The following is a 23,231-nucleotide window of genomic DNA, read 5'->3' as shown; positions in this document are numbered from 1 at the left end:
TTTCCACCTCAGGACCATTCCACCAAACGTTTGTTAGGCGCACTCTCGAAGCTAGCAGTGAATGCATCCGGGCGGGAGGCCCTGTGGACAACCTGGATCTCGGGGGCAGGACCGTCGTCGTCACGGGAGGCACCCGTGGGGTGGGGGCCGGGATCGCGCGGGCGTTCGTCGAGGCGGGCGCGGACGTGGTGGTCTGTGCCCGCAGACCCCCCGGCGTACCGCTGGAGGGCACGGAGTTCGTGCCTGTGGACCTCCGCGACCCGGCCGCCGTGCACGCCTTCTTCGCCGCGCTGCCCCGGCTGGACGTGCTGGTGAACAACGCGGGCGGCGCGCCCTACCGTCCACTGACCGAGGCGGACGCCGAGCGCCACGCGCGCGTGATCGAGCTGAACCTCATCGTGCCGCTGACCGCCTCGCTCGCCGCGTACGAGCACCTCAGGCGGGCCCGGGGATCGATCGTGATGATCGGCAGCGTGAGCGGGGCGCGGCCGTCGCCCGGGTCGGCGGCGTACGGGGCGGCCAAGGCGGGCCTTGCGCACCTGGCCCGTTCGATGGCGGTCGAGTGGGCTCCCGACGTTCGGGTCAACACCCTCGTCGTCGGCATGGTCCGCACCGAACTCTCCCATCTGCACTACGGCGGCGAGGACGGCATCGCCGCCGTCTCCCGCACCGTCCCGCTGGGCCGTCTCGCCGACCCGTCCGACATCGGCGGGGCCGCGGTCTTCCTCGCCTCGGACGCGGCGAGGTACATCAGCGGGGCCTCGCTGCTCGTCCACGGCGGCGGCGAGCGGCCCGCCTTCCTGGACGCGGCGACCGCCAACAAGACCGGCACGTCCGACAAGGCCGGGACGTCCGACAAGGCCGGGACGTCCGACAAGGAGGACTGAGATGAGTGGACCGCTGCTGTGCGAGGGGCGGGTCGTGATCGTCACGGGCGCCGGGCGCGGACTCGGCCGCGCGCACGCGCTCGCGTACGCCGCCGAGGGGGCGCGGGTCGTCGTGAACGACCTCGGGGTGGGCCTCGACGGCACGCCCGGCCCGGACAGCCCGGCCGCGCGGGTCGTGGAGGAGATCCGGGCGGCGGGCGGACAAGCGGTGGCCCACGGCGGCGACATCGCCACCACCGACGGCGCCGCCTCCCTCGTACACACCGCGCTGGAGACGTACGGACGCCTGGACACCCTCGTCAACAACGCGGGGTTCCTGCGCGACCGGATGCTCGTCAACCTCGACGAGGACGACTGGGACGCCGTGCTGCGCGTCCACCTCTTGGGCCACTTCCTGCCGCTGAAGCACGCGGCGGCGCACTGGCGGTCGCAGGCGAAGGAAGGCCGCACCCCCCGGGCCAGGGTCGTCAACACCAGTAGCGGGGCGGGCCTGTTGGGTTCGGTCGGACAGGGCAACTACAGCGCCGCCAAGGCCGGGATCATCGGGCTGACCCTGGTCGCCGCGGCCGAACTGGGCCGCTACGGCGTCCAGGTCAACGCGATCGCCCCCGCGGCCCGCACCCGGATGACCGAACGCGCCTTCGCGGACACCATGGCGGCTCCCGGCGCCGACTCCTTCGACGCGATGGCCCCCGAGAACGTCTCCCCCCTCGTCGTCTGGCTGGGCGCGAGCGCGAGCACCGGAGTCACGGGCCGCGTCTTCGAGACCGAGGGCGGCCGCATCACCGTCATGGAGGGCTGGCGCCCGGGCCCCACCGCGGACAAGGGCGCCCGCTGGACCCCGTCCGAGGCCGGTGAGGCGGCCCTGAAGCTGTTGGCGGAGGCGGAGGTTCCGGGGGCGGTGTACGGGGCGCAGTAGGAGGGCGGAGCAGGGGGCGTGTCTCGCCCTGAAGGTGCCTCGTTCAAGGGTTCAAGGGTCGGACGGGCCAAGGGCCGGCGGGGTCCAGCCGCGCCAGCGCGCTCGTGGCCCGGTCGCGGATCACGGGGTCGGTCGCGCGGGTGAGGGTGTGCAGGATCGGCAGGCCGTGGGGGTTGCCGAGGCGGCCCAGTACGTCCGCGCCGAAGGCCTGGCGGAGGGGGTCGGGGACGGCGCACCACTGGACCGCCGCCCGGAACGTCTCCTCGTCGCCGCGCAGGCCCAGTGCCGTCGCCGCCTCGGTCCAGTCGTCGTTGTCGGGGTCGGCGGGGCGCAGGGCGCGGGCGGCCAGTTCGGCGGCGGGCGCGGCGATGCCGAGGGCGGATTCGAGGAGGGTCGCTATCGCGGCGTGGCCCGTCTGCTGGTCGTGGCTCGCGACGGGATCCCCGGCCGGGCCGAGGAGTTGGACCTCGACGGTGATGCCGCCGTCCTCCGGGTAGCGGTGGGTGACGGAGGGATGGCCCGGGCCCCAGGTCTCTTCCAGGCCCGCGCGCACTTCGCTCTCCACATCGACGGTGAGCCGGCGGTGGGCCTCGGCGAGCGCCGCCGACCGCGCCCGCGCTCCGTGCCGCAGGAGGGCGCGTACACAGCCGGGCGAGCCACGGCGGGCGGCCGCGACGAGCGGGGGCTCACCGGTCGGGCCCGGGCGGTCGGGGTCCGCGCCCGCCGCGAGGAGCTCCGTCACCACCGCGACCCGCCCCAGCCGCACCGCCCACGTCAGCGCCGTGAACCCGAACTCCTCCACCGTGTCCGGCGCGGCCCCAGCCGCCAGCAGGGCACGTACGACCTCCGTGTGCCCACCGCACGCCGCCCCGCACAGTGGCGCGTCCGTGCCCTGGCTGAGGCGGTCGGGCGCGGCCCCGGTCGCCAGCAGCAGTCGTACGACGCCGGGCCGGTCGCTCACCGCCGCCAGATACAGCGCCGTCTGGCCGTCCTCGTCCACCGCGTCCGGGCTCACACCGGAGCGCAGCAGCCGTACCACCGCGTCCTCGTCACCCTCGTGCACAGCCGTGAAGAGCTGTGCCGCGGGGTCGTTCGTGCTCATCCTTCGACCCTCGCTCGCGAAGGACACGAGAGGCAAAGTCTTTCGGGGTGTTGTCTCTCACCTCATGTGTCGCACTCCAGCACCGTCCTGCACAGTGTGCAGCGCGCCCGTACCCGGCCCCGGACCGGTACCCGGATCCGCTGGTGGCAGGTCGGGCAGGGGAAGGAGACGCGCAGGGGGCCGCGGCTGTCGGGGCTGAACGCGTAGGGGACGCCGGGGTGCGAGCCCGGGGTGTGCTGGTCCTGGGCGTGCCGTCGGTCCTTCGCGTAGCGGCGGCGGCCCGCCCAGCCGGCCGCGGTCAGCGGGGGCTGCTGCTCGTCACGGCGGGCCTGCGCCATGCCCCGCGTGTACGCCGTGTACGCCTGCGGGCTGGTGAACCAGATCGAGGGGTCCTCGTCGAACACGAGGGCGCGTTTGGCGAGGACGTAGCCGAACTCCTCCGGGGTGAGGTAGCCGAGTTTCTGTGAGGAGTCGGCGTCCTCCCGGTAGGCGTCGAGAAGCAGCCAGCCCGCGCCGAGGTAGGTCGCCGCGGTGTCCGTGAGGATCTCGTTGTCGCGCGTTCCGGGGAAGTAGAGGTCGAGGCGGTGCAGATAGACGTGCATCACCTCGTGGGCGAGGGCGGCGCCGATGTCCCGGCGGTGGGAGCGGAAGCGGTCGTTCAGTTCGACGAAGTACTCGGGGCCCGCCGTGAGTTCGACGTTGGCCGCCTGGGTCATCTCGCGGAAGCCGATGATCAGCCGGGCGTCCGGGAGGTGGTAGTGGTGCACCATCTCGCGGGCCACGCGCTGCGCGCCCAGATGCAGGTCGTCGATGTCGCCGAAGGCCACGTCGGCGGGGGCCACGCTGGTCGCGAAGGTGTGGATGGTGTCGTACGAGAGCCGCTTGTAGAGCGCGGTGATCGATGCCCGCACCGTGTCCAGATGCGGGAAGCCGTGCTCGACGGGTCCGCCGTTCGCCACGTCCGTACCCCCTGAAGACGCCGGGCCTCCTGCACTCCACTCTAAGCGCGGTTCCCGCGGGTGGAGGGGTGCGGCTGGCCGAAATGGGGTCCTTGTCGGAGCGCTCCCGTGTCTAAATAATTCGTAAAGGCTTGGCGGGTGCATGTCACTCGGTATGTGCGGCGGCTGTCGCGTCGTGCGGCCCCGGTGTGACCCCGTCGGGCTTCCAACCCCCCACGAGAGGAAGCACGTTGAAGTCTCCGAAGAAGTTCACGGGCATCAAGAGAGTCCTCGCCCTCGGTGCCGTCACCCTCGCCACCGTCTCGCTCCAGCCCGTCTCCGCGCAGGCCGCGCCCACGCCCGTCGTCGGCGGCACCCGCGCGGCGCAGGGAGAGTTCCCGTTCATGGTCCGGCTCTCCATGGGCTGCGGCGGTGCGCTCTACACCCAGCAGATCGTCCTCACCGCCGCCCACTGTGTGAACGGCTCCGGCAACAACACCTCCATCACCGCCACCGCCGGCGTCGTCGACCTGCAGAGCGGCAGCGCGATCAAGGTCAAGTCGACCAAGGTGCTCCAGGCGCCCGGTTACAACGGCAAGGGCAAGGACTGGGCGCTGATCAAGCTCGCCTCGCCCGTCAACCAGCCCACACTGAAGATCGCCACCACCACCGCGTACAACAACGGCAACTTCACCATCGCCGGGTGGGGCGCCGCGCGCGAAGGCGGCGCCCAGCAGCGCTACCTCCTCAAGGCCACCGTCCCCTTCGTCAGCGACGCCACCTGTCAGCAGGCGTACGGCAGCGATCTCGTGCCCGGTGACGAGATCTGCGCCGGGTTCGTGCAGCAGGGTGGGGTCGACACGTGCCAGGGCGACTCCGGCGGGCCGATGTTCCGCAAGGACGACTCGGGGGCGTTCATCCAGGTCGGGATCGTCAGCTGGGGGCAGGGCTGTGCGGAGCCGGGGTATCCCGGGGTGTACTCCGAGGTCTCGACCTTCGCCGCCGACATAGCCAGAGCGGCGTCCACCCTGTAGGGGCCGCGCCCCGATTCCCCGTCCGGCAGTAGTCGCTCGGGTGCGGGTGGGTGGGGGCTGGTCGCGCAGTTCCCCGCGCCCCCAAGAGCCTCGGTCGTCCGGGGTTCGAGGGGCGCGGGTCCCGCCCCCGCCCACCCGCGTCTTCAGCCCGTCCGGTGTCTGAGGACCGGCGCCGTCGGCGACGCCTCCTGGAGCTCCAGGACCCACACCTCGTTGGCACCCTCACGCAGCACCGGCCCGGGAACGTACAACGACCGCTGCGGCCCCACCGACCAGTACCGCCCGAGATTGAACCCGTTGACCCACACGAACCCCCGTGTCCAGCCCGGAAGTTCGAGGAAGGCGTGCCCGGCGCCACGCACCTCCACGGTGCCCCGGTACAGCCCGCGACCGCCCTGCGCCGGCAACCCCCCGAACGGCACCCGCCCCACACCCCCACCGTCGAACGCGTCAAGACGCAGCCCCCGCGCCCGCACCCCGTGCAGATACTGCCGCTCGTGCAAAATCCCCCCGGTGATGCCCTTCGGCTCACCCGAACGCGGACCGTAGTTGACCCTCCCCAGGGACTCCACCCACGCCTCCACGCGCGCGTGCCCCGCGACAGGCTCCTTGAGCCCCGGGTCTTCCTCGGTGAGCACCCCGGCCGCCGCGCCGTCGACGTACACCACCGCCAGGTCCCGCAGCCCGCGCAGCAGGAGGGGGTACGGCCCCCGCGGGCCGGGGACGGTCACCTCGTACTTCACCAGGCCCCGGTCGACGTCCAGTTCCTCGAAGGTGGGCGGGACGGGGTACTCGGCCACCCGGCCGCCCAGTGTCTCCAGCACGGCGTCCAGGGCGGCCCACTCCCGAAGGTCCACGGTCGCGTCCGCACCGAGCGGCGCGGGCGCGGGCGGCAGCTCCGGCAGCGGCCCGTCCGCGTACGCGGCCAGGATCTCCCTGAAGCGCCAGAACTTCTCGGTGGGGCGCCCCAGTTCGTCGATGGGCGCGTCGTAGTCGTAGGAGGTGACGTCCGGCTCCAAGGAGCCCTCGTGCAGTGCGCCGCCGCCCCGGTTCGCCCCCGCCCAGCCCGCGAAGTTGGTACCCCCGTGCGCCATGTACAGGTTGACCGAAGCCCCGCACTCCAGGATCTCGCGCAGCGCCTGTGCCGCGTCCCCCGCATCCCGTACGACGTGCTCACCGCCCCAGTGGTCGAACCAGCCGCACCAGAACTCCATGCACATCAGCGGCCCCTCGGGCCGGTGCCGGCGCAGCACCTCGAAGGCCTCACGTGCGCGGGAGCCGAAGTTGACGGTCGCAAGGACACCGGGGATCGAACCGCCGCCCAGCATGTGATCCTCGGGACCGTCCGAGGTGACCAGCAAAACGCTCACGCCCTTGGCCCGCAGCACGTCCGCCATGCGCCGCAGATACACCTGGTCGGAGCCGTAACTGCCGTACTCGTTCTCGACCTGCACCATCAGCACCGGCCCGCCGCGGTCGATCTGCCGCGGCACGATCTCGTGCAGCACCTGGTGGAACCAGTGCTCCACGTGCCCCATGTACTCCTCGTCCCTGGTGCGGAGCCTCCCCGTCAGCCAGTGCGGCAGCCCCCCGTTCTCCCACTCCGCGCAGATGTACGGACCGGGGCGCACGATCGCCCACAGGCCCGCCTCCCGTACGGCGTCCAGGAACCGGCCCAGCGCCTGGACGTCCCGGTACTCGCCCGGGCGCGGCTCGTGCAGATTCCACGGGACGTACGTCTCCACACAGTTGAGCCCCATCGCCCGCAGCATCCCCAGCCGATGCCCCCACTGCTCCTCGTGCACCCGGAAGTAGTGCAACGCGCCGGACAGCAGCCGCACCGGGCGCCCGTCCAGCAGAAAATCCGTGTCCCCCACCGTGAACTCGCTCATGCGCTCACCCTCACCTCTGGCGGCGCGCCGCGTCCATGGACAAAGATCAGCTCTGGTTGGACCAAAGAGTGACGCCGGCGGCAAAGACGCGGAGGGACGCCGGCGGCAAAGACGCGGAGGGACGCCGACGGCAAAGACGCGGAGGAGGGGAGGAGCGCGGATGCACCACACCTGGATGCGCTATTTCTCCCCCGCTCCCGTCCACCACCGGCTCGGCCTCGCCTGCCTCGGCGTCGGCCTCCAGCACGGCGAACTGCCCACCGTCGGGCCCCGCACCCTCGACCACCACGTGGCCGTCGTCGTCAGCGCGGGCGGCGGCTGGTTCCGGGGCCCCGACGGACACCACCACACCGTCACCGCGCCCGCCCTGCTCTGGCTCACCCCCGGCGTACCCCACCACTACGGGCCCGACCCCAGCTGGGACGAGTGCTTCGTCGACTTCACCGGGCCCGCCACCGCCACGTACACCGAACTCGGCTACATCGAACCCGACCGCCCCGTCGTGCCGCTCTCCGACGCCACCGGCGCCCGCGCCACCGTCGGCCGCATCGCCCGCGCCGCCCGCCGCGGCAACCCCCTCCTCGAAGTCGAGACCGGCGCCGCCGTCCACGAACTCCTCGTCGCACTGCGCCGGGCCCGCGCCGACCTCGCCCCCGACGGCGACCCCGTCCTGCACGCCCTCGCCCGTGACGCGTTCCAGCCACTGTCCGTCGCCGAGCACGCGGCCCGGCACGGCATGACCCCCGCCGAACTGCGCGCCGCCGTCCGCCGCGGCGCCGGCCGCAGCCCCAAGGACTACCTCCTCGGCATCCGCCTGGGCCGCGCCAAGGAACTCCTCGCCGCCACCGAACTCCCCGTCGCCGCGGTCGCCCGACGCGTCGGCTACGACGACCCCGCCTACTTCTCCCGCCTGTTCACCCGCCGTGTCGGCATGGCCCCCGTCCGCTTCCGCGAACAGCAGGGCCGCACCCTCCCCGGCGGCTGGAGCGACCGCATACCCGACCCCGACGATCCGCCCATGATCGAGCCCCGGCACGCCACGTAGGGTTGGTCCCCATGACCACCAGCAACACCGGCAACACGAACGGCGGGGCGGGCGACGAGGTCGACCCCGCCGTGCGTGCGGAACTCGCCCGGCTGCGCGACAGCATCGACAACATCGACGCCGCCGTCGTCCACATGCTTGCCGAACGCTTCAAATGCACCCAACAGGTCGGCCATCTCAAGGCCGCCCACCAACTGCCGCCCGCCGACCCGTCCCGCGAGGCCCACCAGATCGCCCGGCTGCGCCGCCTCGCCGAGAACGCCAAGCTGGATCCGGCCTTCGCGGAAAAGTTGCTGAATTTCATCATCGCCGAGGTCATCCGCCACCACGAGAGCATCGCGGACGGCGCCGGGCGCGGCGCGTCGGCCACGGGGGAGTGACACCGGGTGCCCTCAGCGTGCATCCTGCGTGAGCACTCCCTGTCAGGTGTCAGGCCAATGGCACATGCCGGCCGACCGTCCGTACGGGCCCCAGGGCACCCGCCACCCGCCCGTACCGGGCCGGGCGGGCATGTGGCCGATCGAGGGGACGTCGGGCCATGCAGTCGGATGCCAAGATCCTCATCGTCGACGACCACGAGGACACGCTGTACGCGCTCGAAAGCGCCCTCGCCCCGCTGGGCCACCTCGTGACCCGCGCGACCAGCGGCGACGACGCCCTCAAGGAAGTGCTGCGCGGCCAGGTCGGACTGCTCCTCCTCGACGTGCGCATGCCGGGCGTCGGCGGCCTCGACGTCGTGCGGTACATGCGCCGCGTGGAACAGACCCAGCACATCCCGGTCATCCTGCTCACCGGCTTCGGACCGGACACCGAACTGTCCGCCGCCGCGTTCGCCCTCGGCGTCGCCGACCTCGTCATGAAACCCGTCGACCCCTGGACCCTGCGCACCAAGGTCCGCTACCTGTACGACACGCACCAGCGCCACCGGGCCCTGCAGGCGGAGGTGCGCGAGTTACGCGCCCGGACCAGGAAACGCGCCTCACCGCCCACCCCGGGCCGCCCCCACTCCGACACCCGCGTCCCCCTGCAACGCGACGGCCACACCGATGCACGGGACGTGCGAGACGTACGGGACGCACGGGAGGCACGGGGCACGCGGGACGCACGGGAGCAGGACCGCACCGCCTGACTGCACCGATCCCGCCGTGCCCATGCCGGACAAACTCCGTATACCGGGCCACCCCTGTGTCCTGTCCGAGCCATCAGGCAGCATGTCCCCATGTCCGTACTGACGCGCGACGAAGCGCAGACCCGTGCCCAGCTCCTCGACGTCCACCACTACGGGATCGCACTCGACGTGACCCGCGGGGACGAGACCTTCGACTCCCTGACCGTCATCCGGTTCACCGCCCGCGCCGACGCGGACACCTTCGTCGAGCTGAAGCCCGCCGAGCTGCGCTCCGTCACCCTCGACGGACAGCCCCTCGACCCCGAGACCCTCGACGAGAACCGGCTGCCCCTCAAGGGCCTCACCGCGGGCGAGCACGAACTGCGCGTCGACGCGAGCATGCGCTACTCCCGCACCGGCGAGGGCATGCACCGCTTCACCGACCCCACCGACGGCGAGACCTACCTCTACACCCAGCTGTTCATGGAAGACGTCCAGCGCGTCTTCGCCGCCTTCGACCAGCCCGACCTGAAGGCCGTCTTCGAACTCTCCGTGACCGCCCCCGACGGCTGGACCGTCCTCGCCAACGGCGTCACCGAACACCTGGGGGAGGGCCGCTGGCAGGCCGCCCTCACCCCGCTGATCTCCACCTACCTCGTCGCCGTCGCCGCCGGCCCCTGGCACTCCGTCCGCACCGAGCACCGCGGCCTGCCCTTCGGCATCCACTGCCGCCGCTCGCTCGCCCCCTACCTCGACGCCGACGCCGACGAGATCCTCGACGTCACCCGCGCCTGCTTCGACCGCTACCACGAGAAGTTCGACGAGCCCTACCCCTTCGACTCCTACGACCAGGCGTTCGTCCCCGAGTTCAACGCCGGCGCCATGGAGAACCCCGGCCTCGTCACCTTCCGCGACGAGTTCGTCTACCGCTCCGCCGTCACCGACACCGAACGCCAGACCCGTGCCATGGTCATCGCCCACGAAATGGCCCACATGTGGTTCGGCGACCTCGTCACCCTGCGCTGGTGGGACGACATCTGGCTGAACGAGTCCTTCGCCGAGTACATGGGCTACCAGACCCTCACCGAAGCCACCCGCTTCACCGACACCTGGACCGACTTCGGCGTCACCCGCAAACCCTGGGGCTACGACGCCGACCAGCGCCCCTCCACCCACCCCGTCGCCCCCGACCCGGACGCCGTCCCCGACACCGCGTCCGCCATGCTCAACTTCGACGGCATCTCCTACGCCAAGGGCGCCTCCGCCCTGCGCCAACTCGTCACCTGGCTCGGCGAGAAGGACTTCCTGGCCGGCATCAACACCCACTTCGCCCGCCACAAGTTCGCCAACGCCACCCTCGCCGACTTCATCGACAACCTCGCCTCCGCCACCGAACGCGACGTCCACGCCTGGGCCGACTCCTGGCTGCGCACCACCGGCGTCGACACCCTCACCCCCACCCTCACCGCCGGACCCGACGGCACCCACACCCTCACCGTCGAACACCACGGCAGCCGCCCGCACCGCATCGCCGTCGGCCTCTACGACAACGACCTCGGCGGCGAAGGCCGCCTCACCCTGCGCGACCGCCTCGAAGCCGACGTCCCGGGCACCGAGCCGACCGTGATCGGCAAGCGCCCCGCCCTGCTCCTCCTCAACGACGGCGACCTCTCGTACGCCAAGGTCCGCTTCGACCCCGAGTCCTTCCAGACCGTACGCACCGCCCTCGCCGGACTGCCCGAACCCCTCACCCGCGCGGTCGTCTGGAACGCCCTGCGCGACGCCGTCCGCGACGGCGAACTGCCCGCCATGGCCTACATCGACGCCGCCCGCGCCCACCTCCCGCACGAGAGCGACCTCGCCCTCGTCCAGGGCGTCCTGTCGTTCGCCGCCGCCCAGGTCGCCGACCGCTACCTCCCCGCCGAGGACCGGCCCACCGCCCTCGCCACCCTCACCGACCTCTGCCGCGACCTCATCCGCCGCACCGAGGACGGCTCGCACCCCGGCCTGCGCCTCACCGGCGTACGCCACTACATCGACGTCGCCGCCCACCCCGACACCATCAGCGCCTGGTTCTCCGAAGGCACCGTCCCCGGCGGGCCCGAACTCGACCCCGAACTGCGCTGGCGCATCCTCGGCCGGCTCGCCGTCCTCGGCGCCATCGACGACGCCGTCATCGAGGCCGAACTCGTCCAGGACCCCAGCGCCACCGGCCAGGAAGGCGCCGCCCGCTGCCGCGCCGCGCTGCCCGACCCCGAGGCCAAGCGCCGCGCCTGGGAGGAGATGTTCACCTCCGACCACCTCTCCAACTACCTCTTCACCGCCACCGCCCAGGGCTTCTGGCAGCCCGAACAGACCCAGCTCGTCCGGGAGTACGTCGAGCGCTACTGGACCGACGCCGTCGCCGTCTCCGCGCGTCGCGGCCCCGCCATCGCCGACGCCGCCGGGCGCTACGCGTTCCCCGTCCACGCCGTCACCCCCGAAACCCTCGCCCTCGGCGAGGCGTGCCTTCGCGACGCCGACCTCATCCCCGCCCTCCGCCGCAAACTCGTCGACCAACTCGACGATCTGGCAAGGGCGTTGAAGGTACGCACCGCGTAACCACGACCTTGGGCCGCGGACGCGCGGTCGCTGACCGCGAACCTCGGGCGGGTCTTCGCCCCGACACCCCGCCCGCCCCCACTCGCCTGCGGGCGCGTGGGGGCTGGCCACGCAGTTCCCCGCGCCCCTAAAAGCCTCGGGGGCGTCCGGCGTTCCAGGGCGGGGCCGGGGCGCGCACCCCACCCACCCCGACCCACGCCATCCAGCCAGTCCGGCGTTTGAGGCCGGGGTCGGGGGCCGCACCCCACCCACCCCGGCGCGCATCTTCAGCCCGTCCGGCGTTTGAGGACGAGGCCGTTCAGGCCGATAGCGGGGGTCTGGGGGCGCAGCCCCCGGGGATGGGACGGGTAGGGGCGGCGGGGGCGAGGGAAGGCGGGTCCGGTTCCGGCGTGGCGTCCAGCAGCTTCGCCCCCCACCCATATTTTCTCCGCCCACCAGTACCCCCATTCGGGTCGGATCGTTGACCTTTCAGGGCGCGCAGGCCCATCCCCGTACAGGCTGGTACTCCCCCTGCCGCGCGCCCACCGGAGGACACCTCATGAGCACGCCGCCCCTCGCCTCAGGCCCCGACGGTCCCGGCGCGCTGCGGCCGCTGCTCGACACCGTCCTCGACGCACTGCGCGAGGGCGGCGAGGCCCGCGGGGGACCGCTGCCCGCCGGCGGACCGGAAAGCGTGGCCCGGCGCGTACGCGACGCGGTCGGCGACGTACTGCCCGAGCAGGGCACCGAAGACGCCCTACGCGTCCTCGTACGGGCTCTCGCCGAGGGCGCAGCCGACCCCGCCGACCCCCTGTGCGCCGCCCACCTGCACTGCCCACCCCTCGCCGTCGCCACCGCCGCCGACCTCGCCGCCTCCGCCCTCAACCCCTCCATGGACTCCTGGGACCAGGCCCCGGCCGCCTCGGAACTGGAGGCACTCGTCACCCGGGCCCTGGCCCAGGAGATCGGCGCCGGCGACGCCCTGGTCACCACCGGCGGCACCGAGTCCAACCAACTCGCCCTCCTCCTCGCCCGGGAGGCACACGCCGGCGTGCGGCTCATCCACGGCGCCAACGCCCACCACTCCCTGCCCCGCGCCGCCTGGCTCCTCGGCCTGCCCGACCCCGTCGTCGTCCCCGCCCCCGCCGGCACCATGGACCTCGCCGCACTCGACGAAGCCCTCACCGAACTCCAAGGCCTCCGCGGCTCCCTCCTCGTAGCCGCCACCGCAGGCACCACCGACGCCGGGCTCATCGACCCCCTGCCCGACATCGCCGACCTCTGCGAAGCCCACGGCACCCGCCTCCACATCGACGCCGCCTACGGCGGAGGCCTCCTCTTCAGCGACCACCACCGAGGCAAACTCCACGGACTCGACCGCGCCCACACCGTCACCCTCGACCTGCACAAACTCGGCTGGCAGCCCGTCGCCGCAGGCCTCCTCGTCGTCAAGGACCCCCACGACCTCGACGCCCTGAGCCACCGCGCCGACTACCTCAACGCCGACGACGACACCGAAGCGGGCCTCCCCGACCTCCTCGGCCGCTCCCTGCGCACCACCCGACGCCCCGACATCCTCAAAGTCGCCGTCACCCTCAAAACCCTGGGACGAGCGGGACTCGGCGCGCTCGTCGACCAGGTCTGCGCCCGCGCCGTCGAGCTGGCGGACCTCGTCGAAGCACACCCCGGCTTCGAGCTCTACGACCCGCCCACCCTCAGCACCGTCCTGTTCCGCCCCGCCGAGGCCTCCGACGAAGCCGTCGCCGCCGTACGCCGCACCCTGCTCCACGAAGGACGCGCCGTCCTCGGCCGAGCCCTGCTCGACGACCGGCTCTGGCTCAAAGCCACCCTCCTCAATCCCCACACCCGGCCGGGCGACCTGGCCGCGCTCCTGAAACTGGTGGAAGGACACACACCCCGATGAGCCCGACGCCCCTCCCCCCTCGCCACGAGCCCGACGCGCCCCGCGACCTCGTGGGCATCGGCATCGGCCCGTTCAACCTCTCCCTCGCCGCCCTCGCCCACCCCCTCCCCGAACTCGACAGCGTCTTCTACGAACAACGCCCCGGCTTCGACTGGCACCCGGGCCTGCTCATCGACGGCGCCACCCTCCAAGTCCCCTTCCTCGCCGACCTGGTCACCCTCGCCGACCCCGCCAGCCCCTGGTCCTTCCTCAACTACCTCAAGGACCGCGACCGCCTCTTCCCCTTCTACTTCGCCGAGCGCTTCCACATGCAGCGCGCCGAGTACGACGCCTACTGCCGCTGGGTCGCGGGCCGCCTCCCCGGACTCCACTTCGGCCACCAGGTCGACGCCGTCCGCTGGAACCCCGAACGCACCCTGTTCGAAGTCGACTTCACCCAGCTCGACAGCGAGGGAGAAGCCCAGGCCCTCGGCCGGACCTACACCCACAACATCGTCCTCGGCGTCGGCACCGCACCCCACATCCCCGAACCCCTCAAACCCCTCGTCGATGCCCCTGGCGTCCCCGTCATCCACGCCGCGGACTACCTCGCCCACCGCGAACGCTTCCTCACCGCCGAACACATCACCGTCATCGGCGCGGGGCAGTCCGGCGCCGAGGTCTTCCTCGACCTCCTGCGCAACCGGCCCGCCGGCCGAGAGAAGATCCACTGGCTCGCCCGCACCGAGGCCTTCGCGCCGATGGAGTACTCCAAGCTCGGCCTCGAACACTTCACCCCCGACTACACCCGCTACTTCCACGCCCTCACCGAGCCCGTACGCGACCGGCTCGTCGCCGCCCAATGGCAACTCCACAAGGGCATCGACGCCGACACCATCGCCGCCATCCACGACGAGCTCTACCGCCGCACCCTCCACGGCGGCTGGCCCGACGCCGTCCTCACCCCCGCCGTCACCGTCCGCACCGCGGGCCGTGTCGCCACCACCAAGGTCGAACTCCACCTCGAACACGGCCAGCAGGGCGCCCGCACCCGCCTCATCACCGACGCCGTGGTCCTCGCCACCGGCTACCGCGAACGCCCCCTCGGCCAGATCCTCGCCGGACTCGACCCCTACCTGAGCCGCGACAGCGCCGAACGCCCCCGCATCGACGACCAGTTCCGCCTGGCCCTCGACCCCTCCGTCACCGGCCGCGTCCACGTCCAGAACGCCGAACTCCACACCCACGGCGTCGGCGCCCCCGACCTCGGCCTCGCCGCCTGGCGCAGCGCCACCATCCTCAACTCGCTCACGGGCAAGGACCCCTACCCGCTCCCGCGCCGCACGGCCTTCACCACCTTCGGACTCGAACCCCACTGCCAGGTCCCGCCCGCCCGCCACACCGCCCAGACCCTCACCCCGCTCGTCGACGGACGGTAAGAAGAAGACCCCGGACACGCGTCCGGGGTCCAGAAAACAGGCAGGCCAGAAAACAGGCAGGCCAGAAGACAGACAGACTAGAAAACAGGCGGACTAGAAAACAGGCGTGCCGTCCCGCGTGAGCTTCCAGTCCACCGAAGCGAACTCCTTCGGGTCGAGCACACCCTTCGCGGTCACCCACTCGGCGATCCGCGTACGGATCTCCGTCGACTCCGACCAGACCTCCTTCGCGGACGCCACATGGGGGAAGGCGCCGCCACCGTTCGCCCGGTAGTTGTTCACCGCGAACACGAACTGCTGCGCGTCGTCCAGCGCCGCACCGTTGTACGTCAGGTTCTTGATCCGCGAACCCTCCGCCTGCGCGATGTCGATGTCGTACCGGAGCCCCGACACATAGTCGTAGTTGTAGTCCGGACGGTTGTTCGCGTTGGTCAGCTTCTCCGTGTCGATCACCGCACCGGCCGCCGTCCGCACGAAGTAGTTCGCCGAGTACTCCAGGTACGCCCGCACCTGCGCCCCCGTCAGCACCTTCGCGACCAGCGTGTTGTCGTACACGTACAGGCTCGACAGATCCCGGATCGTCACCTTGCCGGCCGGGATCTCGGAGGTGCGCGAGAACGGCGAGGCCTGCGCGATGACGGGCAGCGACGCGTACTCCGTGCCGACCAGCGCCGCCTTGACCACGTCCTCCTGCACCTTGGTGATCAGGTCGATGATCGGGGCGTCCTTGTAACGCGCCTCGACCGTCGTCAGCGTTTCCGTGGCCGTGCCGACGACCTGGTTGACGTACGCCACCACCAGATCGTGCTCGTCCTTCAGCAGCCGGGTGATCTTCGGGTCGTCGGGGACCGAGTTCGAGTTGCGGACCGCGGCCGCCACCGACTCGACCTGCCACTTCCCCTTCTCGAGGACCAGCTCGAAGTCGAACACCGACAGCCGCTCCGCGTACGCCAGCGGCTCCGACAGCACCACCGTCCTGCCGGTCCTGGCGTTGGTGACCTTCAGCTCCGGGATCTCCACGTGCGCGTGCCCGACGAGAATCGCGTCGATCCCCGGCACCTGCTGGGCGACGAGCGCCGCCGAGTTCTCGACGTACGGCAGCTGGTCACCGTAGGAGGACGTGCCGGACGAACCGGAGTGCGCCGACACGACGACCACGTCCGCACCCATCGACCGCAGCTTCGGCACCCACTTCGCCGCCTGCTCCTCCAGACCAGGGAACGTCAACTTCCCCTGGACGTACGCCTTGTCCCAGATCGCGATACCCGGGTTCGTCAGACCGAGCACCGCCACCTTCACCGACGGCGCACCCGGCACGTGGAACGTCTTCATGAAGTACGGCGGGAAAGCCGGCTTCAGCGTCTTCGCGTCCAGCGCGTTCGCACCCAGCAGCGGGAAGCGGCACTGCGACTCGAACTTCCGCAGCGTCTCGATGCCGTAGTTGAACTCGTGGTTGCCCAGCGCCACCGCGTCGTAGCCGATCGCGTTCATCGCCTGCGCCATCGGGTGCACCGGACCGCCCTTGGCGGTGATCGGGTCCACCTTCGCGTAGTAGTACGTCAGCGGGGTGCCCTGAATCGTGTCGCCCGCGTCCAGAAGGAGGGTGTTGCAACGCCCCTTCTCCTTGCGGATCTCGTTCACCAGCGTCGAGATCCGCGCCAGACCCTGCGCGTTGCCCGCCGTGTCCTTGTACTCCGCGTCCTTGAAGTAGTCCCAGTTGAAGACATGTCCGTGCAGATCCGTCGTGCCCATGACGGTGAGGGAGTACCGCTTCACCGGCTTCTTCCCACCCCCTGCCGCCGCCGAGGTGGCCGCCTGCGCGGACGGAGCCGAGACCGCACCGGTCAACGCCACCCCCGCACCCGTCGCGGCGGACTTCTTCAGGAACTTCCGGCGGTTCAACGGCATGTCTATGGCTCCTCGGGAAATGGTCAACGACGCGCGTAGATTCTGACCCACACATGACACTCCAGAACAGGTCCTGGAGGTTTCCATCTGGTGACCACCGAGCACCACGACCACCCTTCCGGTGACAGAGTGGGGCGTATGGCCCCCACCGCAGAGGAACCCCGACCCGCAGTCCCCTACGGAACCCCCGAATCACCCCGCATCGCCGTCCGCGGCGAAGCCCACCTCGAAGTCGACCCCGAGATCGCCCGCATCGGCATCACCGTCAGCGCCCGCGGCACCGACCGACGCGAGGCCCTCGCCGACCTCACCCGCCGCAACGCCACCGCCATGGACCTCGTGAAGTCCTACGGAGACGCCGTCGAACGCCTCGAAACCGGCGCCTTCTCCATCAGCCCGGAACTCACCAAACACGGCCGCGGCGAACGCATCCGCGCCTACCACGGCCGCGTCCACCTCACCGCCGAACTCACCGACTTCACCGCACTCGGCGAGCTGACGACACGCCTCGCGGACCTCGACCTCACCCGGGTCGACGGCCCCTGGTGGGCCCTGCGCCCCGACTCACCCTCCCACAGCCAAGCCCGCCGGCAAGCGGTCCGCGAAGCCGTCCAACGCGCCCGTGAATATGCCGAAGCCCTCGGCACCACCCTCGCTGCCCTCGTCGAACTCGCCGACATCGGCGCCGAGAACGCCCAGCCCTACCCCGCGGCCCCCGGCCGCGCCATGCGCTCCATGTCCTTCGCCGGCGGCGCCCCCGAAGAAGCCGCCCCCCTCGACCTCGAACCCGAGCGCCAACACGTCTACTCCCAGGTCAACGCCCGATTCACAATGGCACCGCCGGAACTGTAAAGCGCGGACCGGTCGCCATAAAGTACCGACGCGCTCATCAGAGCACCCCCGCGCACAATTCAACTGTTGTCAATAAGGCTTCATGCAAAGGTTGTTGAGTAGTCATGCTGGACCAATTCTCTACCGACCGGTAAGGCCTAGGCTCAAACCATGCGCCGAGCAAAAATCGTCTGTACATTGGGCCCCGCCACCGACTCGTACGACCAGCTCAAAGCCCTGGTCGACGCCGGAATGGACGTAGCCCGCTTCAACCTCAGCCACGGCACCTACGCCGAACACGAGGAGCGCTACCAGCGCGTGCGAAAGGCCTCCGACGAGACCGGCCGCAGCGTCGGACTGCTCGCCGACCTTCAAGGCCCGAAGATCCGACTCGGCCGCTTCACCGAAGGCCCCGTACTCCTTGAACGCGGAGACACCTTCACCATCACCGTCGAAGAAGGCGCCGAGGGCGACCGCCTCACCTGCGGCACGACGTACTCGGGCCTCGCGGCCGACGTCACCCCCGGCGAACGCATCCTCGTCGACGACGGCAAGGTCTGCCTCGAAGTCACCGCGGTCGACGGCCCCCGCGTCCACACCACCGTCGTCGAAGGCGGCATGGTCTCCGACCACAAGGGCCTCAACCTCCCCGGCGTCGCCGTCTCCGTCCCCGCTCTCTCCGACAAGGACGAAGCGGACCTCCGCTGGGCCCTGCGCACCGGCTTCGACGTCATCGCCCTCTCCTTCGTCCGCAGCGGCCGCGACATCGACGACGTCCACCGCATCATGGACGAGGAAGGCCGCCGCCTCCCCGTCATCGCCAAGGTCGAGAAGCCCCAGGCGGTCGACGCGATCGACGACATCGTCGCCGCCTTCGACGGCATCATGGTCGCCCGCGGCGACCTGGGCGTCGAAATGCCCCTCGAACAGGTCCCGATCGTCCAGAAGCGCGCCATCAAGCTGGCCAAGCGCAACGCCAAGCCGGTCATCGTCGCCACCCAGATGCTCGACTCGATGATCGACAACTCCCGCCCCACGCGAGCCGAGGCGTCGGACGTCGCCAACGCCGTCATCGACGGCACGGACGCCGTGATGCTCTCCGGCGAGACGAGCGTCGGCAAGTACCCCGTGGAAACCGTCCGGACGATGTCCCGCATCGTCGAGGCCGCCGAGGAGGACATCCTCGCCAAGGGTCTGCCGCCCCTGACCGACCGGAACAAGCCCCGCACCCATGGCGGTGCGGTCGCCCGCGCGGCGGCGGAGATGGGCGACTTCCTCGGCGCCAAGTTCCTCGTCGCCTTCACCCAGTCCGGCGACACGGTCCGCCGCCTGTCCCGCTACCGGTCCCCGATCCCCCTCCTCGCCTTCACCCCGACCCCGGCGACCCGCTCCCAGCTGAACCTGACCTGGGGCGTGGAAACGTTCCTGGGGCCGCACGTCAACTCCACCGACGCGATGGTCGACCAGGTGGACGAACTCCTCCTGAAGTACGGCCGCTGCAAGAAGGGCGACATCGTCGTCATCACCGCCGGCTCCCCGCCCGGCGTCTCGGGCACCACGAACCTCGTACGCGTCCACCACATCGGAGAGGACGACAGCCCCAAGTAGGACCGGCTGTCAGTACTTGGGCCCGACGTGGGCGTCCATGAGAGCGACGGAGGCTTTGCGGGCGACGGAGATGTTGAACGGGTTTCCGTTGCGGGTGCAGTGCGTCCACTGGATGCCGAGCTTGTCGAGTGTCTCGGTGTAGAGCTGTCGGATGTCGTCGGAGGCGTTGGTGAAGAAATACCGGGGGTATTCGTAGCGCTTGCGCTCGCCGGCGATGACCTTCTCGGTCCAGTTGGTGATCCGGCAGCCGTCGGAGTGGATGAGCCCGCGGATGAATTCCCAGGGATGAGCGTCGACGATTTCCTGTTGCCAGGGTTCGAGGGCGATCGGGCGTTCGTGCTTCTTGCCGGGGCCGTGCTGGGGGAAGAGGCAGGGCCAGTGCCGGCTGTATCCGACGACCGAGACGTACCCGACTGCTTGGACCCGGTTCGACTTCTTGCTGGGGTTGATGGCCTCGACGGCGGCAGCGCAAGCTTCGATGAGTCCTGGCCAAGTGTTGGCGCATGCGATGCGGAGAACGTAGCCCGCTCGCGTGCCGGGGCTGATACAGCCGTCACCGAGGTAGAGCCCCAAGAGGTAGCTGTAGGCCGCCGTGTTGGAAGGTGGCTCAGTCGCTGGGCCGCATCTTGAGCATGGTGTGCGCTGCATGCGCGGTAACGGGTCGACGCGCGATTGCCAGCAACGGATCGCTGACCTGGATACCCCGGTCTCCTTGCTCACGGAGTTCAGGCTGCGCCCCTGAGCGACAAGTGCCAGAGCTCGCTCGCGTGTGCCCGTGTCGTACATGTGGATACTTTGCGCGAGCGATCGCGACCGTGCGCAGCAAAAAGCGGATGTTCACGAGAACGGGAACATCCGCTTTTCTGTGACGACCTTGGAATCCAAGGAAAAGTGCCCCGAGTCGGACTCGAACCGACACTGTATGGGTTTTGAATCCATTGCCTACTGCCAATTGGGCTACCGGGGCCCGCTGAATCGAAGGTTTACCCCGACCCGCTGCCCGTCCACCATACCGCAGCTAGGTAGGCTCTTGGGAGCAGTACCCGCCCCTGAACGAGGAGCCCCCGTGACCGCCCCCGAGTCGCCCCAGCCCGTCGCCGACGACGACAAGTCGCACGTGCCTCCGCTGACGACCCGTGTCGTCATCGCCGAGGACGAGGCGCTGATCCGCCTCGACCTCAAAGAGATGCTCGAGGAAGAGGGCTACGCCGTCGTGGGTGAGGCGGGGGACGGGGAGCAGGCCGTCGAGCTCGCCCGTGAGCACCGGCCCGACCTGGTGATCCTCGACGTCAAGATGCCCAAGCTGGACGGGATCTCGGCGGCCGAGAAGATCGCCGAGGAGAGCATCGCCCCCGTGCTGATGCTCACCGCGTTCTCGCAGCGCGACCTCGTCGAGCGGGCCCGCGACGCCGGCGCGATGGCGTACCTCGTGAAGCCCTTCAGCAAGAGCGACGTCGTACCGGCGATCGAGATGGCCGTCTCGCGGTTCACGGAGCTGAAGCAGCTGGAGAGGGAGGTCGCGGACCTCAGCCAGCGTCTGGAGACGCGGAAGCTGGTGGACCGGGCCAAGTCCGTGCTCCAGACGGAATATGGGCTGACGGAGCCCGCCGCGTTCCGGTGGATCCAGAAGACCTCCATGGACCGCCGTATGTCCATGCAGCAGGTCGCCGAGGCGGTCATCGCGGACGCCGAGGAGAAGAAGTCCTCCAAGGGCTAGGGAGCGGCGGCGCCCCGCTTCGGGGTGCCGTGGCTTGCCCGCGCGAGCCCGGCGACAGCGTGTCAGGCTGGTTTCGGGGCCGCGTGGCCTTCGGATCGGCAAGGCAGCAAAGGAGACAGCGCGTGGAAGAGAAGGCGTTCGTCCAAGCGGTGTCGGAACGTACGGGCCTTACTCGGCAGGAGTCGGCCGATCTCACGCGTGCCACGCTCGAGACGCTCGCCCATCGGCTGAGCTCGGGTGAGGCGCGGAACCTGGCGCTGGAGCTCCCGGAGGGTCTGGCGGAGTCCGTTCGGCGGGGTGCCACCGCGGAGATCGAGCGCTTCGACTACGACGAGCTCGTGCGGCGTGTGGCCCAGCGCAACGTGCTCAAGCCCGACGAGGCCGACAGCGGCGTCCGTGCCGTGCTGGTCACGCTCCGTGAGGCGATCAGCGAGAAGGAGTTCGGCCACGCGATGTCGCAACTCGGTGCCGACTTCTCCAGGCCGATCGAGAATTTCGTCGGCTGATTCCGCGCATTTCGGCGACGGCACCCGGTGAGTGACGAAGAGGCCCGCGCCCCCCGGGTGGGGGCCGCGGGCCTCTTCGTACAGCGGCCGTACGGTCGTACGGCCGGAGCCTGGTGTCAGTCCTCGCCCAGGTAGGCCTTGCGTACCGACTCGTCGTGCAGCAGGTCCTGACCGGTGCCGGAGAGGACGATGTTGCCGACCTCCATGACGTGTCCCTGATCGGCGAGGGAGAGTGCCGCCTGGGCGTTCTGCTCGACGAGGAGGATGGTCGTGCCGTCGGCCTTGAGCTCGGCGATGGTGGCCATGATCTTCTGCATCATGATCGGCGAGAGGCCCATGGAGGGTTCGTCGAGCATGAGCAGCTTGGGCTGGGACATGAGCGCGCGGCCCATGGCCAGCATCTGCTGCTCGCCGCCGGAGAGGGTTCCCGCGGCCTGCTTGCGGCGTTCACCCAGGATGGGGAAGAGGTCGTAGGCGCGCTGGATGTCCTTCTCGATGCCCGCCTTGTCGGAGCGCAGGAACGCGCCGAGCTGGAGGTTCTCGGTGATCGTCAGCCGGGGGAAGATGTGGCGTCCCTCGGGGGAGTGGGCGAGGCCCAGGGAGACGATCTTGTGGGCGGGGATGTTGCTGAGGGGTTTGCCGTCGAAGGTGATGCGGCCCCCGGTGGGCTTGAGGAGCCCGGAGAGGGTGCGCAGGGTGGTCGTCTTGCCGGCGCCGTTGGTGCCGATGAGGGTGACGATCTGGCCGGCTTCGACGGAGAAGGAGATGCCCTTGACGGCTTCGATCTTGCCGTAGGCGACCTTGAGGTCTTCGACCTCGAGCAGTGCGGTCACTGGGCGTTTCCTTCCTTGCTGGTGGTGCCCTCCGCGGCGGCGTCGCTCTCGGCGGCCTCAGGAGTCTCGGTGGCCTCGGGAGCCTCGGGAGCCTCGGGAGTCTCGGTGGCCTCGGGGGCTTCCGCGGCCTCGGGAGTGTCCGTGGCCTCCGCCGCCTCGGCGGCTTCGACCTCGGCGACCTCTTCCGCGCCGGGGGCGCCCTCGAAGGGGGTGCCGAGGTAGGCGGCGATGACGCGTTCGTCGCCCTGGACGACCTCGGAGGTGCCCTCGACGAGCTTCTCGCCCTGGACGAGGCAGGCGACGCGGTCGGACAGGTTGAAGATGAAGCGCATGTCGTGCTCGATGACGAGGACGGCGATGCCCCTGTCGCGGATGGCGAAGACGAGGTCCTCGGTCGCGCGTGTCTCCTGGGGGTTCATGCCCGCCGTGGGCTCGTCCAGGAGCAGCAGTCCCGGTTCGCTCGCCATGGCGCGGGCGATTTCGAGCTTGCGCTGTTCGCCGTAGGGGAGGTTGCGGGAGAGGTGGTCGGCCTTGTGGTCGAGGCCGATGAACTCCAGCAGTTCCATGGCGCGTTCGCGGGAGGTGGCTTCTGCCTTGCGGAAGCCGGGGCCGCGCAGGAGGGCCGACCAGAGGCCTTCCTTGGTCCTGGTGTGGCGGCCGACGAGCACGTTTTCCAGGACGGTCATGTTGGCGAAGAGCCGGATGTTCTGGAAGGTGCGGGCGATGCCGGCGCTGGTGACGAGGTGGGGCTTGGGCGGGAGGACGGTGCCCTTGTAGGAGACCTTGCCCTCGGTCGGCACGTACAGGCCGGTGAGGCAGTTGAAGAAGGTGGTCTTGCCCGCGCCGTTGGGGCCGATGAGGCCGACGATCTCGCCGGAGTTGACGGTGAGGTCGACGCTGCGGACGGCGGTGAGGCCGCCGAAGCGCATGGTGACGCCGCTGGCCTCGAGTACGGGGCTGGTGGCCGTGGTGGTGGTCATG

General features: G+C 70.4%; 20 protein-coding genes and 1 tRNA gene. 13 read left to right on the top strand and 8 right to left on the bottom strand.

Going from position 1 to position 23,231, the window contains the following annotated elements:
• Positions 1–92 precede the first annotated feature (92 nt).
• Positions 93–887 (top strand): SDR family oxidoreductase, encoded by a 795-nt coding sequence (locus ACFZDJ_RS01500; protein ID WP_391056793.1) that lies wholly within the window; start codon positions 93–95, stop codon positions 885–887.
• Position 888: 1 nt separating this feature from the next.
• The gene (locus tag ACFZDJ_RS01495; protein ID WP_391055317.1) at positions 889–1,806 is read left to right on the top strand and encodes an SDR family oxidoreductase; all 918 of its coding nucleotides are present in this window, start codon (positions 889–891) and stop codon (positions 1,804–1,806) included.
• Between the two features lie 43 nt (positions 1,807–1,849).
• On the opposite strand, the gene ACFZDJ_RS01490 is transcribed toward ACFZDJ_RS01495, so the two are convergent.
• Positions 1,850–2,908 (bottom strand): ankyrin repeat domain-containing protein, encoded by a 1,059-nt coding sequence (locus ACFZDJ_RS01490; protein ID WP_391055314.1) that lies wholly within the window; start codon positions 2,906–2,908, stop codon positions 1,850–1,852.
• Positions 2,909–2,970: 62 nt separating this feature from the next.
• Complete coding sequence (locus tag ACFZDJ_RS01485) at positions 2,971–3,867, bottom strand: hypothetical protein (RefSeq protein ID WP_390928230.1); 897 nt, start codon at positions 3,865–3,867, stop codon at positions 2,971–2,973.
• 230 nt (positions 3,868–4,097) lie between these two features.
• On the opposite strand from ACFZDJ_RS01485, the gene ACFZDJ_RS01480 reads away from it, so the two are divergent.
• Positions 4,098–4,880 (top strand): trypsin-like serine protease, encoded by a 783-nt coding sequence (locus ACFZDJ_RS01480; protein WP_391055312.1) that lies wholly within the window; start codon positions 4,098–4,100, stop codon positions 4,878–4,880.
• Between the two features lie 143 nt (positions 4,881–5,023).
• Here ACFZDJ_RS01480 and ACFZDJ_RS01475 read toward each other — a convergent pair whose 3' ends face one another.
• Positions 5,024–6,772 (bottom strand): beta-galactosidase, encoded by a 1,749-nt coding sequence (locus ACFZDJ_RS01475; protein WP_391055309.1) that lies wholly within the window; start codon positions 6,770–6,772, stop codon positions 5,024–5,026.
• Positions 6,773–6,932: 160 nt separating this feature from the next.
• On the opposite strand from ACFZDJ_RS01475, the gene ACFZDJ_RS01470 reads away from it, so the two are divergent.
• From ACFZDJ_RS01470 to ACFZDJ_RS01445, 6 genes are all read left to right on the top strand, one after another.
• Positions 6,933–7,817 carry a helix-turn-helix domain-containing protein gene (locus tag ACFZDJ_RS01470; RefSeq protein WP_390928233.1) on the top strand — a complete coding sequence of 295 codons (885 nt, stop codon included), beginning with the start codon at positions 6,933–6,935 and terminating at the stop codon, positions 7,815–7,817.
• An 11-nt stretch (positions 7,818–7,828) separates the two neighbouring features.
• The gene (locus ACFZDJ_RS01465; protein WP_391055307.1) at positions 7,829–8,197 is read left to right on the top strand and encodes a chorismate mutase; all 369 of its coding nucleotides are present in this window, start codon (positions 7,829–7,831) and stop codon (positions 8,195–8,197) included.
• 158 nt (positions 8,198–8,355) lie between these two features.
• Complete coding sequence (locus tag ACFZDJ_RS01460; protein ID WP_391055304.1) at positions 8,356–8,946, top strand: response regulator; 591 nt, start codon at positions 8,356–8,358, stop codon at positions 8,944–8,946.
• A 90-nt stretch (positions 8,947–9,036) separates the two neighbouring features.
• Positions 9,037–11,526, top strand: a complete 2,490-nt coding sequence (pepN, locus tag ACFZDJ_RS01455; protein WP_390928238.1) for an aminopeptidase N — start codon at positions 9,037–9,039, stop codon at positions 11,524–11,526.
• Between the two features lie 538 nt (positions 11,527–12,064).
• Positions 12,065–13,429 carry an aminotransferase class I/II-fold pyridoxal phosphate-dependent enzyme gene (locus tag ACFZDJ_RS01450; protein ID WP_391055301.1) on the top strand — a complete coding sequence of 455 codons (1,365 nt, stop codon included), beginning with the start codon at positions 12,065–12,067 and terminating at the stop codon, positions 13,427–13,429.
• Entirely contained in the window at positions 13,426–14,847 is a 1,422-nt protein-coding gene (locus ACFZDJ_RS01445) for a SidA/IucD/PvdA family monooxygenase (protein WP_391055298.1), read from the top strand. Before ACFZDJ_RS01450 ends, ACFZDJ_RS01445 begins: the two co-directional genes overlap by 4 nt.
• A 93-nt stretch (positions 14,848–14,940) precedes the next feature.
• On the opposite strand, the gene ACFZDJ_RS01440 is transcribed toward ACFZDJ_RS01445, so the two are convergent.
• Positions 14,941–16,755, bottom strand: a complete 1,815-nt coding sequence (locus ACFZDJ_RS01440; RefSeq protein ID WP_391055295.1) for a 5'-nucleotidase C-terminal domain-containing protein — start codon at positions 16,753–16,755, stop codon at positions 14,941–14,943.
• 138 nt (positions 16,756–16,893) lie between these two features.
• Here ACFZDJ_RS01440 and ACFZDJ_RS01435 point away from each other — a divergent pair, with 138 nt between their 5' ends.
• Both ACFZDJ_RS01435 and pyk read left to right on the top strand, forming a co-directional pair.
• A complete protein-coding gene (locus ACFZDJ_RS01435) occupies positions 16,894–17,607 on the top strand; it encodes an SIMPL domain-containing protein (protein ID WP_391055292.1) in 714 nt (237 codons plus the stop codon).
• 150 nt (positions 17,608–17,757) lie between these two features.
• Positions 17,758–19,194 (top strand): pyruvate kinase, encoded by a 1,437-nt coding sequence (gene pyk / locus ACFZDJ_RS01430; RefSeq protein WP_385387222.1) that lies wholly within the window; start codon positions 17,758–17,760, stop codon positions 19,192–19,194.
• 9 nt (positions 19,195–19,203) lie between these two features.
• On the opposite strand, the gene ACFZDJ_RS01425 is transcribed toward pyk, so the two are convergent.
• Positions 19,204–19,980, bottom strand: a complete 777-nt coding sequence (locus ACFZDJ_RS01425) for a transcriptional regulator (RefSeq protein WP_391055290.1) — start codon at positions 19,978–19,980, stop codon at positions 19,204–19,206.
• Positions 19,981–20,086: 106 nt separating this feature from the next.
• Positions 20,087–20,161: transfer RNA gene (locus ACFZDJ_RS01420), tRNA-Leu, on the bottom strand.
• A gap of 99 nt (positions 20,162–20,260) precedes the next feature.
• Here ACFZDJ_RS01420 and ACFZDJ_RS01415 point away from each other — a divergent pair.
• Both ACFZDJ_RS01415 and ACFZDJ_RS01410 read left to right on the top strand, forming a co-directional pair.
• Positions 20,261–20,911, top strand: a complete 651-nt coding sequence (locus tag ACFZDJ_RS01415; RefSeq protein ID WP_168508121.1) for an ANTAR domain-containing response regulator — start codon at positions 20,261–20,263, stop codon at positions 20,909–20,911.
• Between the two features lie 122 nt (positions 20,912–21,033).
• Positions 21,034–21,417 carry a DUF2267 domain-containing protein gene (locus tag ACFZDJ_RS01410; protein WP_067363970.1) on the top strand — a complete coding sequence of 128 codons (384 nt, stop codon included), beginning with the start codon at positions 21,034–21,036 and terminating at the stop codon, positions 21,415–21,417.
• 116 nt (positions 21,418–21,533) lie between these two features.
• Here ACFZDJ_RS01410 and ACFZDJ_RS01405 read toward each other — a convergent pair whose 3' ends face one another.
• Together ACFZDJ_RS01405 and ACFZDJ_RS01400 are read right to left on the bottom strand one after the other, a co-directional pair.
• Entirely contained in the window at positions 21,534–22,250 is a 717-nt protein-coding gene (locus tag ACFZDJ_RS01405) for an ABC transporter ATP-binding protein (RefSeq protein WP_101405726.1), read from the bottom strand.
• Positions 22,247–23,230, bottom strand: coding sequence for an ATP-binding cassette domain-containing protein (locus tag ACFZDJ_RS01400; protein ID WP_391055287.1), 984 nt, complete (start codon positions 23,228–23,230; stop codon positions 22,247–22,249). Before ACFZDJ_RS01400 ends, ACFZDJ_RS01405 begins: the two co-directional genes overlap by 4 nt.
• Position 23,231: the final 1 nt, after the last annotated feature.

Origin of the sequence: Streptomyces sp. NPDC007896, from assembly GCF_042959425.1 — a bacterium.
GTDB lineage: Bacteria > Actinomycetota > Actinomycetes > Streptomycetales > Streptomycetaceae > Streptomyces.
Note: the sequence above shows the minus strand (reverse complement) of the source record. Positions and strands in the feature narration are given on the sequence as shown.

Bases quoted from the DNA above. Each gene is read 5' to 3' on its own strand.
- ACFZDJ_RS01495 (WP_391055317.1), top strand. From the start codon at position 889: ATGAGTGGACCGCTGCTGTGCGAGGGGCGGGTCGTGATCGTCACGGGC.
- ACFZDJ_RS01490 (WP_391055314.1), bottom strand. From the start codon at position 2,908: ATGAGCACGAACGACCCCGCGGCACAGCTCTTCACGGCTGTGCACGAG.
- ACFZDJ_RS01475 (WP_391055309.1), bottom strand. From the start codon at position 6,772: ATGAGCGAGTTCACGGTGGGGGACACGGATTTTCTGCTGGACGGGCGC.
- ACFZDJ_RS01470 (WP_390928233.1), top strand. From the start codon at position 6,933: ATGCACCACACCTGGATGCGCTATTTCTCCCCCGCTCCCGTCCACCAC.
- ACFZDJ_RS01465 (WP_391055307.1), top strand. From the start codon at position 7,829: ATGACCACCAGCAACACCGGCAACACGAACGGCGGGGCGGGCGACGAG.
- ACFZDJ_RS01460 (WP_391055304.1), top strand. From the start codon at position 8,356: ATGCAGTCGGATGCCAAGATCCTCATCGTCGACGACCACGAGGACACG.
- pepN (WP_390928238.1), top strand. From the start codon at position 9,037: ATGTCCGTACTGACGCGCGACGAAGCGCAGACCCGTGCCCAGCTCCTC.
- ACFZDJ_RS01450 (WP_391055301.1), top strand. From the start codon at position 12,065: ATGAGCACGCCGCCCCTCGCCTCAGGCCCCGACGGTCCCGGCGCGCTG.
- ACFZDJ_RS01445 (WP_391055298.1), top strand. From the start codon at position 13,426: ATGAGCCCGACGCCCCTCCCCCCTCGCCACGAGCCCGACGCGCCCCGC.
- ACFZDJ_RS01440 (WP_391055295.1), bottom strand. From the start codon at position 16,755: ATGCCGTTGAACCGCCGGAAGTTCCTGAAGAAGTCCGCCGCGACGGGT.
- ACFZDJ_RS01435 (WP_391055292.1), top strand. From the start codon at position 16,894: ATGGCCCCCACCGCAGAGGAACCCCGACCCGCAGTCCCCTACGGAACC.
- pyk (WP_385387222.1), top strand. From the start codon at position 17,758: ATGCGCCGAGCAAAAATCGTCTGTACATTGGGCCCCGCCACCGACTCG.
- ACFZDJ_RS01425 (WP_391055290.1), bottom strand. From the start codon at position 19,980: ATGTACGACACGGGCACACGCGAGCGAGCTCTGGCACTTGTCGCTCAG.
- ACFZDJ_RS01400 (WP_391055287.1), bottom strand. From the start codon at position 23,230: ATGACCACCACCACGGCCACCAGCCCCGTACTCGAGGCCAGCGGCGTC.